This is a genomic window from Evtepia gabavorous, from assembly GCF_003425665.1.
Taxonomy (GTDB): Bacteria; Bacillota; Clostridia; order Oscillospirales; family Oscillospiraceae; genus Evtepia; species Evtepia gabavorous.
This window is the reverse complement of record NZ_QQRQ01000032.1, coordinates 1-14,236: the sequence shown is the minus strand read 5'-3', so window position 1 is coordinate 14,236 and position 14,236 is coordinate 1. Positions and strand designations below refer to the sequence as shown.

Annotated in this window: 13 protein-coding genes and 1 riboswitch; of the genes, 1 reads left to right on the top strand and 12 read right to left on the bottom strand. The window is 63.2% G+C overall.

Features of this window, described 5'->3' with window-relative positions; all coding sequences use genetic code 11:
* Both DV520_RS11150 and DV520_RS11145 read right to left on the bottom strand, forming a co-directional pair.
* Window positions 1–359 (bottom strand): DNA polymerase Y family protein (locus tag DV520_RS11150; protein ID WP_420810950.1); only part of this gene is annotated, 359 nt, incomplete at its 3' end.
* A gap of 101 nt (window positions 360–460) precedes the next feature.
* Window positions 461–1,078, bottom strand: a complete 618-nt coding sequence (locus tag DV520_RS11145; RefSeq protein ID WP_021919012.1) for an ECF transporter S component — start codon at window positions 1,076–1,078, stop codon at window positions 461–463.
* A 139-nt stretch (window positions 1,079–1,217) separates the two neighbouring features.
* Window positions 1,218–1,349: riboswitch (FMN riboswitch) on the bottom strand.
* Between the two features lie 163 nt (window positions 1,350–1,512).
* Here DV520_RS11145 and DV520_RS11140 point away from each other — a divergent pair.
* Window positions 1,513–2,028 carry an SLOG family protein gene (locus DV520_RS11140; protein ID WP_117142872.1) on the top strand — a complete coding sequence of 172 codons (516 nt, stop codon included), beginning with the start codon at window positions 1,513–1,515 and terminating at the stop codon, window positions 2,026–2,028.
* Between the two features lie 63 nt (window positions 2,029–2,091).
* Here DV520_RS11140 and ftsZ read toward each other — a convergent pair whose 3' ends face one another.
* The 10 genes from ftsZ to mraW all read right to left on the bottom strand — a co-directional run.
* On the bottom strand, window positions 2,092–3,189 hold the full coding sequence (gene ftsZ, locus DV520_RS11135) for a cell division protein FtsZ (protein WP_021919010.1): 1,098 nt from the start codon (window positions 3,187–3,189) through the stop codon (window positions 2,092–2,094).
* Between the two features lie 156 nt (window positions 3,190–3,345).
* Window positions 3,346–4,104 (bottom strand): cell division protein FtsQ/DivIB, encoded by a 759-nt coding sequence (locus DV520_RS11130; RefSeq protein ID WP_021919009.1) that lies wholly within the window; start codon window positions 4,102–4,104, stop codon window positions 3,346–3,348.
* Window positions 4,105–4,205: 101 nt separating this feature from the next.
* Window positions 4,206–5,465: a UDP-N-acetylglucosamine 1-carboxyvinyltransferase gene (murA, locus tag DV520_RS11125; protein WP_242984697.1), complete on the bottom strand. Its 1,260-nt coding sequence runs from the start codon at window positions 5,463–5,465 to the stop codon at window positions 4,206–4,208.
* Window positions 5,466–5,609: 144 nt separating this feature from the next.
* Window positions 5,610–6,749, bottom strand: a complete 1,140-nt coding sequence (gene murG / locus DV520_RS11120; RefSeq protein ID WP_117142868.1) for an undecaprenyldiphospho-muramoylpentapeptide beta-N-acetylglucosaminyltransferase — start codon at window positions 6,747–6,749, stop codon at window positions 5,610–5,612.
* A 30-nt stretch (window positions 6,750–6,779) separates the two neighbouring features.
* A complete protein-coding gene (gene ftsW / locus DV520_RS11115) occupies window positions 6,780–8,003 on the bottom strand; it encodes a putative lipid II flippase FtsW (protein WP_242984696.1) in 1,224 nt (407 codons plus the stop codon).
* 32 nt (window positions 8,004–8,035) lie between these two features.
* Window positions 8,036–9,061: a phospho-N-acetylmuramoyl-pentapeptide-transferase gene (gene mraY, locus DV520_RS11110; RefSeq protein WP_021919005.1), complete on the bottom strand. Its 1,026-nt coding sequence runs from the start codon at window positions 9,059–9,061 to the stop codon at window positions 8,036–8,038.
* A 93-nt stretch (window positions 9,062–9,154) separates the two neighbouring features.
* On the bottom strand, window positions 9,155–10,603 hold the full coding sequence (locus DV520_RS11105) for a UDP-N-acetylmuramoyl-L-alanyl-D-glutamate--2,6-diaminopimelate ligase (protein WP_117142867.1): 1,449 nt from the start codon (window positions 10,601–10,603) through the stop codon (window positions 9,155–9,157).
* A gap of 102 nt (window positions 10,604–10,705) precedes the next feature.
* Window positions 10,706–13,066, bottom strand: a complete 2,361-nt coding sequence (locus DV520_RS11100; RefSeq protein ID WP_165850101.1) for a penicillin-binding transpeptidase domain-containing protein — start codon at window positions 13,064–13,066, stop codon at window positions 10,706–10,708.
* Between the two features lie 179 nt (window positions 13,067–13,245).
* Entirely contained in the window at window positions 13,246–13,797 is a 552-nt protein-coding gene (locus DV520_RS11095) for a hypothetical protein (protein ID WP_021918704.1), read from the bottom strand.
* 36 nt (window positions 13,798–13,833) lie between these two features.
* Window positions 13,834–14,236 (bottom strand): 16S rRNA (cytosine(1402)-N(4))-methyltransferase (mraW, locus tag DV520_RS11090; RefSeq protein WP_117142863.1); only part of this gene is annotated, 403 nt, incomplete at its 5' end.

Genomic DNA, 14,236 nt, shown 5'->3' with positions numbered 1-14,236 from the left:
CCGCCGAAGAGTCCCAGGGTCCCCGTCACATCCAGCCAGCTCTCGTCGATGCCGAAGGGCTCCACCAGGTCTGTATACCGGCGGTAGATCTCCCCGGCCAGGCGGGAGTAATACCGGTACTTGTCATGGTGGGCGGGCAAAAGCAGCAGGGCCGGGCACTTCCGCCGGGCCTGCCAAATGGTCTCCGCCGTCTTTACCCCCTGGGCCTTGGCCGCCTCGTTCTTGGCCAGGATGATCCCGTGGCGGGCCGCCGGGTCCCCGCAGACCGCCACGGGCTTCTCCCGCAGCTCCGGGTAGCTCAGCAGCTCCACCGAGGCATAGAATGCGTTCAGATCACAGTGAAAAATCACCCGGTCCACAGCCCTCCCTCCTCTCTGCCGGTCAAACGGAGAAAAGCGGCCGGGTTGCCCCGCCGCTTTTCCTTCTCCTGACCGCCGCGCACCGCGGCGGGATGTTCTGTTTACTGCTCCGGCTGTGCCTGCTTCACACCGGGCTCCTTCTTCCAGTTCTCCCCGTGGACCAGATGCCGGGAGACGGTCTTATAGACCAGGAAGGTCACCACGGAGTTGACCCCCGCCTTAATGAGGTTGAAGGGGACAATCACAGGGACCAGCAGGGTCTTCACAAATTCCCGGTTGGCCGCCACCGCCGCGGTGTCCGCAAGGTCCGGGGTGATGAAGTAGGGGGTGATGAAGTAGTTAAACACCACCATGCCCGCCGTCATGGCCAGCACGCCGCAGATCAGCGCCAGCACCGCTCCCTTCTTGGTGTGCTTCACCCGGTAGATGTTCCCCGCCACCAGCACCAGAATGGAGGTGGCGAAAATATGCATGGCGATGCCCATGAGACCGCTGCCGGAGCTGACGGTCATCCCCTGGATCACGGAGACCACCACCGTCAGCAGAACCCCCGCCAGAGGACCATAGGCAAAGGTGCCGATGAGGATGGGGATATCCGCCGGGTCATACTCCAGGAAGGAGGCCGCCGGGAAGATGGGGAAGTGGATCACATAGACCAGCACAATGGAGAGGGCGGCCAGCATGGCCATGGTGACAAGCTTCCGTACTTTTTCGTTCATAAAAAAACACTCCCAATGTCCAAATGTAACACCCGAAAAACCAATGTCTTCCCGGTGCTCTCTGGCCCATTGGGGGCGTCGCAATCAGAGTCCCGCGCTGCGGCACTCCAAAATGACACCACACAAAAGGGGTGTGTCAGCACGTCTTCTCCCATCCAGACTGTCACTGTCGGTCCCGGAATTGCACCGGGTCGGCTCTCCTGGGCCTGTGGCCAAGGGGCTCGCGGACTTTACCGCCGGTGGGGACTTTCACCCCGCCCTGAAGACATCTTATTTCGTTGTTCAATCCTATTATACCGTCTTCCTACCAAAAAACAACCCACAAAATTACCATCCCCAGTCAAATCTTGGCAGGAATTTTCGTTGACTTTTGACAGTCCCAGTTATACCATAGAGAAAAAAGGCCCCACAGGCCACGGAAAGGAGGCATTCCCTTGGACCCTGCTGTCACCTGCTGCTTCTCCGGCCACCGCCCCGTCCGGCTTCCCTGGGGACGCAACGAGGCCGACCCCCGGTGCCTGGCCCTGAAAGCCCGGCTGGACCAGGCCCTGGAGGAGGCCCACCGCCAGGGCTTCCGCCACTTCCTGTGCGGCATGGCCCAGGGAGCCGACCTGTATTTCTGCCAGGCGGTTCTGGACCTCCGGCAGCGCCACCCGGAGGTCACCCTGGAGGCCGCCATCCCCTTTGCCGGCCAGGCCGACCACTGGTCCGCCGCCGACCAGCGCCGCCGCATGACTTTGTTGGATCAGTGCGACCTGGAGACCGTGGTACAGCACACCTACACCCCCGGCTGTATGAACCGGCGCAACCGGTACATGGTGGACCGGTCCTCCCTCCTCATCGCCGTCTATGACGGCATCCCCCAGGGAGGGACCTTAAATACCCTCTCCTACGCCATGGGCAAGGGGGTCCGCACCGTCATTCTCCCGGTGGTCTCCCCCGCCCAATAAACGAGCAGCCCGCCGTTTTCTCACGGCGGGCTGCTGTTTTATCATGGGACAAATCGCGGGACCTTATCTCTCCCGGTTAAAAATCTTAAAGATTTCCTTGTAGGGGTCGTCCTCCTCGGAGGCCTTGCTCTCCGCGGCGGCACTCCGTCCGGCGGCCTTGCCCGTTTTTTCCGGGGCGGCGGAACCGGACTTCTTGTTCATAATGGTCTCATCAAAGCCGGTGGCGATGACGGTGACGCAGATCTCGTCCTCCATGCTCTCGTCGAAGGTGGCGCCGAAGATGATCAGGGCGTTGGGATCGGCGGCCTCCTGCACCAGGTTGGCGGCGATCTCCACCTCTTCCAGTCCCACGTCCGTGGAGCCGGTGACATTGACCAGCACGCCCCGGGCGCCGTTGATGGAGGTCTCCAGCAGGGGGCTGGAGACAGCCCGCCGGGCGGCCTCCTCGGCCTTGTTCTTGCCGGAGGCCCGTCCCACACCCATGTGGGCCATGCCGGCGTCCTTCATGACCGCGGACACGTCGGCAAAGTCCAGGTTAATAAATCCGGTGTTTTTAATCAGGTCCGAGATGGACTGCACCGCCTGGCGCAGCACGTCGTCGGCCACCTCAAAGGCATTGGCCAGGGTGATCTTCTGCTCGGTGACAAACTTCAGCCGGTCATTGGGGATGATCACCAGGGAATCCACCTTGGTCCGCAGGTTCTCAATGCCCAGCTCCGCCTGCTGCATCCGGCGGCGGCCTTCAAAGGAGAAGGGCTTGGTCACCACACCCACCGTCAGGATGTCCATTTCCTTGGACAGGTCGGCCAGGATGGGGGCCGCCCCCGTCCCGGTGCCGCCGCCCATGCCGGCGGTGATAAACACCATGTCGGTCCCCTCCAGGGCCTTGGAAATCTGGGTGCGGCTCTCCTCCGCAGACTGGCGGCCCACCTCGGGGTTGGAGCCGGCGCCCTGGCCCTCGGTCAGCTTTTCCCCGATCTGAATTTTATGGTTTGCGCTGGAGATAGCCAGTGCCTGTTTATCGGTGTTCACGGCAATGAACTCAACGCCCTTCACACCAGATTCCACCATGCGGTTGACCACGTTGCTGCCGCCGCCGCCTACGCCGATCACCTTAATATCTACAACGGACTCTGCTCCGGTATCCAATCCAAACGCCATGATCGATCCTCCTAAGTGTATTTCTCTGAACAATGCGATAATTTTAGATTTTCCTTTATTGTATCTCCCTTTCTTCGGCAGGTCAATAGAAAAGTTGGAAAACTTCTCGATCTTTTTGAAAAAACACTGGGTTTTTCTCCCCTGCCCCTGGGGGAATTAATTCTCCTTGGACCAGATAATCTTGTCCTGTCCCTTCATGTTGATGGTCCCCCGGCCCTCCTCGCCGATCACGGCGATGACCTGCTTTAAGGCCTTCAGTTTCCGGTCAAAGTCCACGTTGTTGAGCACCTTCACCGTCAGCCGGCCGTCATAGACCATGACGATCTCGGTCTTGGAGGACACGTCGATGGAGGTCATCCCCTCCATCAGACCGCAGGAGGCCAGGGCCGTGGTCATGGCGGTCAGGCCGTCCAGCTGGGCCTGGTTTTCCGGGGTGGTCTGGGCCTGGGCGCCCTGCTCGGGCTCCAGCAGCTCCAGCCCGGTCACCTTGGTGTATTCCTGGGCCTGGGTCTCGTCGGCCTGCTCCAGCAGCTTTCCCTTGGCGTCCACAATCCAGGCCGAGGCCGCGCCGGTGATCACCGCCACCGGCTGGGACTCGGTAATGACCATCTTTAAGGTGGTGGGGAAGCGTTTCTGCACCTCCACATGGTCCACATAGGGCAGGGCGCGGTAGATCCGCTGGGCAATCTGCTCCCCCGGCGTGAGGATCATGTTGGCCCCCATTTCCACCGAGGCCACCGACAAAATCTGCTCCTGGGAGTAGCGTTCATTCCCCTCCACAGTCACCTCTTCCACCCGGAAAAAGACCGTGCAGGCCGCCACCACCGAGGCGGCAATGAGGAGGACCGCCAGAATGGTGTAGGCGATGCCTCCCCGCCGTTTGCGATATCTGCGTTCTTTTTCTTTCTTTGCCATATCCTGTTCCCCTTAACAGGCCGAAACGCCGCCCCGGTCCCAGGGCGGCCGCTCCGTACCCCTTCCCGGCGTCCGCAGAGGCCGGCGTTTCCTGTTCCGCTTTACGGGCCGGTCTCCCGGCGAATGTTTCCCCCCAAGGCCGCCAGGGCGGTCTCCAGCCCCTCATAGCCCCGGTCCACATGGTCCAAGCCCCAGATCCGGCTGGGCCCCTGGGCGCCCAGAGCCGCCACGGTGAGGGCGGCGCCCCCCCGAAGGTCTGTGGCCGCCACCTGGGCCCCGTGGAGGGGCCGGCCCAAGATGTAGGCGGTGTCCCCCTCCACCTGAATGGCCGCGCCCATGGCGCACAGGCCCTCGGTGTAGCGGAAGCGGCGATCAAAAATGGTCTCGGTGATCCGGCTCTTCCCCGTTCCCCCCGCCAGGGCCGCGGCCAAAAGGGGCTGGGCATCGGTGGGAAAGGCGGGATAGGGCCCGGTACACAGGCTGCCCACGCCCCCCAAGGGGCCCCGGCGGCGAATCCAGAGTCGGTTGGGGGCGCGCCCGGTCTCACAGCCGGCGGCCTCCAGGGCTGCCAGCACCGGACCCAGGTCCTCTCCCTGGGTGCCCAGCAGCTCCCCCTCTCCCCCGGCGGCCGCCACCGCGCAGAGGTAGGTGGCCGCCACGATTCGGTCCGCCATCACCGTGTATTCCCCGGCGTGGAGCCGGCAGCCCCCCTGAATGGTGATCTCCCCGGTCCCCGCGCCGGAGACCTGGGCCCCCATAGAGCGGAGAAAGCCCTGGAGGTCCACGATTTCCGGCTCCCGGGCCGGGTTGTCAATCACCGTGATCCCCTGGGCGCCGCAGGCCGCCAGCATGGCGTTTTCCGTGGCCCCCACGCTGGGGATGGGCAGGGCCAGCCGGCGGCCGTGGAGCCGGGGGCCATAAAAGGACAGACGTCCATTCCAGCTTCGCACCTGGGCGCCCAGGGCCTGAAAGGCCCGGATGTGCAGGTCAATGGGCCGGGCCCCCAGGGCGCATCCCCCGGGCCAGCAGGCCACCGCCTCCCCGTCCCGGGCCAGCAAAGACCCCAGGAAGAGCACCGAGGCCCGCATCTGCCCCATGAGTTCATCGGGAATGGTGTGGCCCCGGCGGCAGGTGGGGTCCACCATCACCGTGGCCCCCTCCCGTCTCACCCGGCAGCCCAGACCGGACAGAATTCCCAGGGCCGCGGAAATATCGGTGAGGTCCGGGCAGTTATGTAACACGCTCTCCCCATCGGCCAGCAGGGTGGCCGCCAAAAGGGGCAGGGCGCTGTTTTTCGCCCCGTGGACGAAGACCCGCCCCTCCAGGGGCCGGCCGCCCTCCACCGCAAAATAATCCATCATATTGTCTCCCCCGATCCTGGTCTTTGTCTGTTCAGGCCATCCTATGCCGAAGGAGAGAGATTGGTTCTCCTCCCTCCAGGACCGCCCGGCAGGACCGGGAGCATATGGGAACCGGGGCCGCTCTCCTGCCCCGTCAAATGGGTGTCACGCCCCGGCGGACGGGGCCCTCTCCTTCCCATTTCCCAGGGAAAGGAGGGTTTCATAGATCTTTTCCGCCGCGTCTGGAATCCCCATCTTCTCCATGGCCTGGGCCATGGCCTGCCGCCGCTGGGGCGCGGCCAGCAGGTCCTGGGTGGTCTGGTACAGGGTGTCCCCGCTGCACACAGGCTCCAGAAGGACCACCGCCCCCCCCTGTCTGGCCAGCACATTGGCGTTCTTCTCCTGATGGTGGTTGGTCACATTGGGGGAGGGCACAATGACCGCCGGCTTGCCGATAGCGGTGAGCTCGGACAGGGTGGAGGCCCCGCCCCGGCACAGCACCAGGTCCGCGGCCACCATCACCGTGGGCATGTCATAGATGTACTCCCGCAGCTGGATCTCCGGCGGCAGGGAGACCCCCGCCAGGGCCTTCTGCATGGCCCCATAGTTCCGCCCCGCCCCGTGGATGTGGTGGAAGGGGGCTCCCTCCCGGACAGCCCGGCGGATGAAATCGGTCATATAGCCGTTCATCACCTCCGCCCCCAGGCTGCCCCAATAGGACAGGACCAGGGGCCGGTCATCCCGGATGCCCAGGGCGTCCCGGGCCTGCTGCCGGGTCAGGCGGAAGAATTCCCCCCGGACCGGGGTCCCGGTGACCACCACCCGGTCCGGGTGATGGTAGTGCTGCCGGGAGTCCTCATAGCCCACCATCACCCGGTCGGCCACCTTGGCCAGCCGCTGGGTGGTCAGGCCGGGCACCGCGTTGGACTCGTGCACCGCCGTGGGGATGCCCCGGCGGGCGGCCTCATGCACCACGGGATAGGAGGCATATCCCCCCGTCCCCACCACCAGGTCCGGCTGAAAGCCGTCCAGAATCCGGGCGGCCTCCTTTTTGGACACCGATAGATTCCGCAGGGTCCGCAGGTTGTGCCGGAGGGAGGACGGGCTCAGACTGCGCCAAAAGGAGCTGATGGTCACCGTCTCCAGAGGGAATCCCTCCTTGGGCACCAGCCGCTCCTCCATGCCGCCCTTGGCCCCCACAAAGAGGACCTGGCTGTCTTCCATTCTCTCTTGAAACATCCGGGCCAAGGCCACGGCGGGGTTGATGTGCCCCGCCGTGCCGCCGCAGGTCAATAAAATCTTCATTCGGTTCCTCGCTTTCCCGCCCCAAATGGGCTATGTGACGGGATTTTGCCGGCTGATGCTGAGGATCAGCCCCATCTCCGCCATCTGAATGATGAGCGCGCTCCCCCCTGAGCTGAAGAAGGGCAGAGAGATGCCCGTCACAGGGAAGAGGTTGGTCACCACCGCCACGTTGGCAAACACCTGGAAGGCGAACAGGGTGGTGATGCCCACAATAATCAACGATCCAAATTTGTCCCGGGCGTGAAGAGCCAGCCAGTACCCCCGGATGATCAGCAGGGCAAACAGCAGCAGGATCAGACAGGCTCCAATGAGGCCCAGCTCCTCACAGACCACCGCGAAAATAAAGTCGTTCTGGGCCTCGGGCAGGTACAAAAACTTTTGCCGCCCGTTGCCCAGCCCCAGGCCGGTGACCCCGCCGGAGCCAATGGCCATCAGGGACTGGATGGCCTGCATACCCTTGTCCAGGGGATCGTCCCAGGGGTTCAACCATGTGGTAATCCGGGAGGTCATGTAGTCCGTCCCCAGGATGATGACCGTCAGGGCCGCGCCCACGGTGATCCCGCCGGCCACGAACCAGCCCACGGCGATGCCGCCGGCAAACAGAATGGCCGCCGCGATGACCACCATCTGGATGGTGGCGGACATGTGGTGCTGCACCGCCAGGATGCCGATCATCACCAGGATGACAAAGAAATAGGGGATCAGCTCAAAAAAGCCGATGCGCTCCAGAAAGTTGCCAAACCGGCCCACGGCGGTGTTCCGCCGGAAGCTCAAGGGGGTGCGCTGGTCCCTTCGGGACAGCCGGGAGGCAAAGTAGAGGATGAGCCCCATTTTGCCCAGCTCGGAGGGCTGCCACTGCACCGGGTATTTCAGCCACCGGGTGGCGCCGCTGACCTCGATGCCCAGGCCGGGAATTTTCACCGCCAGCATCAGCAGGCAGGCCACCACCAGAATGGTCACCGCCAGGCCCCGCAGGCCCTGGTAGTTCAGCCGGGAGACCAGGTACATAATGCCAAACCCCAAAAGGGCGTAGACCGCCTGGCGCTTAAAATAATAGAATGGGTCTCCGCCGGTGTTTCCCTTCAGGTCGTAGTAGGCCGAAGGGTAGGAGGCCGACAGAAGCATAATCAGGCCAATGACCACCAGAAGGACCGTCAGCAGCATAAAGGGCACATCCACCTGCCCCTGCACCTGCCGCAGTCTGGCTGTACTCCTGGTTTCTTTGGCGCGGGTTTTCAGAAATGGTCTTGGCACGAAAGGATCCCTCCCGGATCAGCCCCTGGGTCTCACAGGACGGGGAAGCGCCCTATGACCCCGAAAAAGGCCAGGATGCAGAACACCAGCGAAATGCCGGCGAAGACGAATACCACCTTTTTCTCACTCCAGCCCCCCATCTCCAGGTGGTGGTGGAGGGGAGCCATGCGGAAGATCCGCTTGCCGTGGGTGGCCTTGAAGTAGACGATCTGAATGATGTCCGACAAGGTCTCCACAATGTAAATGATGCCCACCAGGATCAGGATCAGAGGCAGGTCCAGGGCGAAGGCCATGCCGCACACGGCCCCCCCCAGAAAGAGGGAGCCCGTGTCCCCCATAAAGACCTTGGCAGGATAAAAATTGTACACCAAAAAGCCCACCAGGCCCCCGAACAGGGCCGCGGCGAACACCGTCATGCCGGCGCTGCCCGGCCGGTCCCAGTGAAGATAGGCATAGCCAAAGCTGGCGGCGAAAAAGGCGCACACCGGCAGGGTCACCGAGCTGGAGAGCCCATCCACCCCGTCAGTGATGTTCACCGCGTTCACCGTGCCGGTGATGACCAGGGCGGCAAAGATCATGTACACCACCCAGGGCAGCTTCCACTCCACCCCAAAGAAGGGGACATAGAGGTTGGGGGACAGGATTCCGCTGTTGCGCAGCAGCACAATGAACAGAATGGCCGCCGCCAGCTGGAGCAGAAATTTCTGGCTGGCGCTCAGGCCGGTGTTCTCCTTCTTCTTGATCTTGGCATAGTCGTCAATAAACCCGATCAGGCCAAAGACCAGGGCAAACAGGAGGACAAACACGCTGGTGAGATCCCCCGACAGAATGGCCGGTCCGTTGAGCACCAACACCACAATGGCCACCGCCGCAATAAACATCAGCCCCCCCATGGTGGGGGTCCCCTGTTTGGACATGTGCCAGGTGGGTCCGTCCTCCTTGATGGCCTGGCCCGCTTTCCACCGGCGCAGGGCGGGCACCAAATATTTGCCCAGCACAGCACTGATGACAAAGCCCAGGATCACCGCCGCCAGGGTTTTGATCAGAATGGAATCCATTCCCTTACACCTCCGCGTTTTTCAACTTCGATTCTCTCTTTTTTGGGGCCCGCCCCCCCTTCTCGCCAGGGGGACGGGCGCGCCGAACGTATATTATAGCGTATTCTGTTGGAAAAAGGAAGCAATTTCTTCTCTTTCGTCCAGATGGACCCGCTGGGTGCCGATCTCCTGCTCGGTCTCATGGCCCTTGCCCGCCAGCAGGATCACGTCCCCCGCCCGTCCCATGGACAGGGCCTGCCGGATGGCGGCCCGCCGGTCCGGCTGCCGGACCCAGGCGGTGAAGCCCGGGGGAAAGCCCGCCGCCACCTGGTCCAGAATGGCTTCCGGGTCCTCCGTGCGGGGGTTGTCGGAGGTGAGGATCACCAGGTCCGCCAGCGCCGCCGCGATCTCTCCCATCACAGGGCGCTTGGTCCGGTCCCGGTCCCCGCCGCAGCCGAACAGGCACAGCAGCCGGCACTGGGTCACGTCCCGGGCGGCGGTGAGGACCTTCTCCAGGGCGTCCGGAGTATGGGCGTAGTCGATGAGCACCGTGTAGGGCGCCGGCACCGGCACCACCTCCACCCGGCCCTTGACCCCGGGAATCTGGGCCAGGGCCCCGGCCGCCTGGTCCATGGGCAGCCCCAGGGCCAGGCAGCAGGCCAGGACCCCCAGGGCGTTGTAAACAGTAAAGCGGCCGGGAATGGGCAGGGTCACCGGACAACTGCCCTGGGGCCAGTGGACCTGAAAGGACACCCGGTCGGGGTACAGCCGGATCTCCCGGGCCAGTACCTGGGCCTGGCCCTGGGTCTCCCCAAAGGTCACCGCCTGGCAGGGCGCTGTCTGGGCAAACTGCCGTCCCGCCCCGTCGTCCAGGTTAAAAATGCCCGTCTGACACTGCTGGAACAGCAGGCCCTTGGCCTTGCGATAGGCCTCCATGGTCCCGTGAAAATCCAAGTGGTCCCGGGTGAGGTTGGTGAAAATCCCCGCCTGGAACCACAGCCCCGCCGTCCGGCGCAGGGCCAGGGCGTGGGAGGAAACCTCCATCACCACATGGGTGCACCCCGCCTCCTCCATCCGGGCCAGCAGGCTCTGGAGGGTATAGGCATCCGGCGTGGTCCGCTGGGCGGGGAGGGCCTGCTGGCCAATGAGGTTCTGGTTGGTGCCGATGAGACCCACCTTGGTCTGGCAGACCGCCTCCAGCACCCCTTTCAGCAGATATGTGGTGGTGGTCTTTCCATTGGTGCCGGTGACTCCCACCAGGGTCATCCGCTCCCCCGGGCGGCCAAACCAGTTGGCGGCCATCTGACCAAAGGCCCCCCGGGGATCGGAGGTCAGCAGCCAGGGGCCGGGACGGTCCGGGGGCTGGGCGCAGAGCACCGCCGCCGCCCCCCGGTCCAGCGCCTCCTGGATAAACTGGGTTCCGTCTGTCTTCTCCCCCCGGAAGGCGGCAAAGAGGCCGCCGGGGGAAACCGTTCTGCTGTCGCAGGTGAGAGAAGTAATTTCCACGTCCCGACCAATCTGGTCTGTCAGGGCGATGCCCCGGATAAGCCGGGATAACAGCAAGGGTCCACCTCCATGGCGCGCGGTCCCCCGGCCTTCCCGGCGGAAGGACCCAGGGGACCTGGGCGGAAATCGTCCCTTTCACATCCTTGGCCGACGGCCGGGCTACTCCTCCTCTTCCTTGGGGGCCCAGCCGCCGCCGGTGGTCACCCCGTTGTCCGGGGCGGTGTCATCGGTAAATTTCACTTCCACGGCGGTCCCCACATCCAGGACGGTCCCGGCGTTCACCGACTGGCTGAACACCTTGCCGCTCTCCCCGGTGCCGGTGGCCTCCAGATAGAGTCCCACCTTTTCCAGGGCCGCCTTGGCCTCGTCGTAGGTCATGCCGGACAGATCGGGCATCTCCACCGTCGTCTCGGGCTTCTCCTCCCCCAGGTAGAGCACCGTGGAGCTCCCCTTGGGCACCGAGCTGCCCGCCGTGGGCATCTGGTCGGTGACCACAGCCCCCTCCCCGGACAGGCGCACGTTCAAGCCCAGATTGTTCAGGGCAGTGCGGGCCTCCTCCGGGGTCTTGCCCACCAGGTGGGGAATGGTGACGCCGTTGGCGTTGACGTCGCTGCCGGATTTCTCATAGCCCAGGTAGTCCAGGATATTGGCGATGAGCTCACCGGCCATGGGGGCGGCCATGTTGCCGCCGCTGATGTAAATCCCATCTGCGGTGGTGTTCTCTCCGGGGGCCGCGGGCTGGGGCCAGTCATAGCCCAGCAGGACAATGACCTCCGGGTCATCCGCCGGGGCGAAGCCCAGGAAGGAGACAATGATGTGGTCCTTGCTGTCCAGGGTCTGGGAGGAACCGGTCTTACCGCCGATGTGGTAGCCCTCCACCTTGGCGTTCTTGCCGGTGCCGCCGGGATCATTGACCACGCTCTCCATATAGGAGCGCACCAGGTCCGAGGTCTCCTGGCTGATGACCTGCCGGACCTCCTTGGGCTCGTGATAGCTGACCACATTGCCCTCGGCATCGGTGACCGACTGGACCAGGTAGGGCTCCAGCAGATGGCCGCCGTTGATCACCGCGGACAGGGCGGTAATGAGATGGATGGGCGTGGTGGTAAACCGCTGGCCAAAGGACGCGGTGGCCAGCTGGGTGACACCGGAGGGGCTGACAAAGAGCTCCTTGTCCCAGAACGTGCTCTTCTCCTCACTGGGCAGCTCAATGCCGGTCTTGCTGGTAAAGCCAAAGTTCTCCCAGTATTCATAGAACTTCTCCGCCCCCAGCTTCTTTCCAATATCAATTAAGGCCGGGTTGCAGGAGTTCATCACGGCCTTCCGCAGGGATTGGCTGCCGTGGCCGCTTCGGGCCGAGCAACGGATGGTCCAGTTGTCAATGGTGACCGCGCCTCTGCAATAGAAGGTGCTGTTGTCGTCGATGACGCCTTCCTCCAACGCGGCGGCCACCACCACAGGCTTGAAGGTGGACCCGGGCTCATAGGACAGCCGCATGTTCTTATTGGCCCACTGCTGGAGCTGGGCGTCACTCAGTGCCTTGGCGTACTCCTCCTCGCTGACGGTGGGGTCGTTTTTCAGCTCCTCCAGCTTGGCCGCCTGGGTGGCGTCCACAATGCTGTTGGGGTCGTTGAGGTCATAGTCCGGCGAGCTGGCCATGGCCAGCACCGCCCCGGTGTCCGGTTCCATCACCAGGCAGAAGCCGCCGTTGGTGACATCAAACTTTTGAATGCCCTCCTCCAGCGTCTTCTCTGCGTACATCTGGATGGTGGCGTCAATGGTGGTGTGGACGTTGTAGCCGTCCACCGCGTCGGTATAGCTGGAGTAAGCCGAAGGCATCTCCGTTCCCGAGGCGTTTTTGGCGGTGATGATCTTCCCGTCCTGGCCCGCCAGGTCCAGGTTGTACAGGGCCTCCAGGCCATACGCGCCCTCGTTGGCCTTGTTGACAAAGCCGATGACCTGGGAGGCCATGGTGGAGTAGGGATAGTATCGTTTGGAGTCGGCGGTCAGGTAGAGGCATCCCTCCAGATCGTTCTCGTCAATAAAGGCGCGGATCTGGTCGGCCACGTCGTCCTCCACCTTTTCCGCCAGCACCTCGTAGGCCGACTTGGTCTTCTTCAGCCGGGCCATGACATCCTCCCGGTCCAGGCCCAGAATCTCGGACATCTCGTCGGCGATGAGATCATAGGTGGCCTGCACCTTGGTCTCCTTCTCCGCCTCTATGGCGGTTTTGGAGCGGGCATTGCCAAACTCGTCCTTTTCGTCCACCTTCACCGTGGCCAGCACGTCCCGGGGAGAGAGGATGACATTCTGCACCGAGCCGCTGATGGCCAAGATATCCCCGTTGGCATCGTAGATGGTGCCCCGGTTGGCCGTGGAGGAAATCTCCCTGGTCTGCTGGGTGATGGCCTTATTCTCCAGCTTCTCATGCTGCACCACCTGGAGCTGCCAGAGCTTGCAAAAGAGGATGCCAAAGGTGAGGACCCCAAAAATGCCGCTGAGCACCAGGATCCGCTGCATGCCCTTCCCCTCCAGCCGGCGCCAGGAATGGGAGGGGCCGCCTTGGTTTGTTGTCTTTCGTCTCAAAGCCATTGTTCGGTTCCACCTGCTTTCTGTTTTGGTCGATGGCAATATGAGGGCGTAAGAAATCGGTTTCTCACGCCCTCATGCTTTCTTTCCTAATCTTATGTATTCCACGCTCAGAAATATTCCTTCACCGCGGAGACAAGGTTCTTTGCAAAGGACATGATCTGCTGGGCAAGGTCCGAGCCCTGGTGATACTCCACCGTGTCGGGCTCCGAGAGCTCCAGCGTATAGGTCTGCCAGCTCTGGACTTTCATCATCTCTCCGCTGGCAAGCATCTGCCTCTCAATCTCCTGCAGGTCATAGGCCAGCTCATACTGGGCCTTCAGCTGCGTCTCCTCCGACTGGAGCTCGCTGAGTTCATTGCGGAGCTCCACCACCTTGTCATTGACCACCACCAACTGGGCATAGCTGGCCAACGTGATAACCACCACCAGGGCCACCGTCAGAATGGCCAGGATCGCCCCCGGAACGGTCCACCGGGCCCCCTTGGTCAAGAGGGCGGCACCGTTTTTAACCACGGGATGCTGCGTTTCCTTGGTCTCCTTTTTCCCTTTGGTTTCCTTTTTCCGAAACTTCTTCTTTTGGGCCGGCGCCTCCGGCGCGGCCATTTTCAGGGCTCCGGTGCCGTCGTAGGCCACGGCGCCCTGGGTTTGTTTGCCTGTCACGATTTGCTCCACCTCATCTGGTCGATTTCCTCGGGTTTACCCTTCCAGCTTCTCCGCCACGCGCAGTTTGGCGCTCCGGGCCCGGGGATTCTCCTCCTGTTCTGCCTGGCTGGGCAGGATGGGCTTCCGGTTCACCAGCCGGACCAGAGGCCGTTTGCCGCAGACGCACACCGGGAAAGAGGGGGGACAGTCGCATCCCTTGGCCGCGGCGGCCAGCTCACTCTTGACAATCCGGTCCTCCAGGGAGTGAAAGGAGATCACCGCCAGCCGTCCCCCGGTCTTCAGCCGGGGAATGGCGGCCTGGAGCATCCGGGAGATGGCGGTCAACTCGTCGTTGACCGCGATCCGGATGCCCTGAAAACTCCGTTTGGCCGGATGCTGCTTCTCCCGCAGGGCGGCTGCCGGCAGGGCGCCCCGGATGATCTCCACCAGGGCGCCG

Excerpts from the sequence above, each read along its gene's own strand:
- DV520_RS11145 (WP_021919012.1), bottom strand. The coding sequence starts at position 1,078 with ATGAACGAAAAAGTACGGAAGCTTGTCACCATGGCCATGCTGGCCGCC.
- ftsZ (WP_021919010.1), bottom strand. The coding sequence starts at position 3,189 with ATGGCGTTTGGATTGGATACCGGAGCAGAGTCCGTTGTAGATATTAAG.
- DV520_RS11130 (WP_021919009.1), bottom strand. The coding sequence starts at position 4,104 with ATGGCAAAGAAAGAAAAAGAACGCAGATATCGCAAACGGCGGGGAGGC.
- murA (WP_242984697.1), bottom strand. The coding sequence starts at position 5,465 with ATGATGGATTATTTTGCGGTGGAGGGCGGCCGGCCCCTGGAGGGGCGG.
- murG (WP_117142868.1), bottom strand. The coding sequence starts at position 6,749 with ATGAAGATTTTATTGACCTGCGGCGGCACGGCGGGGCACATCAACCCC.
- mraY (WP_021919005.1), bottom strand. The coding sequence starts at position 9,061 with ATGGATTCCATTCTGATCAAAACCCTGGCGGCGGTGATCCTGGGCTTT.
- DV520_RS11100 (WP_165850101.1), bottom strand. The coding sequence starts at position 13,066 with ATGCAGCGGATCCTGGTGCTCAGCGGCATTTTTGGGGTCCTCACCTTT.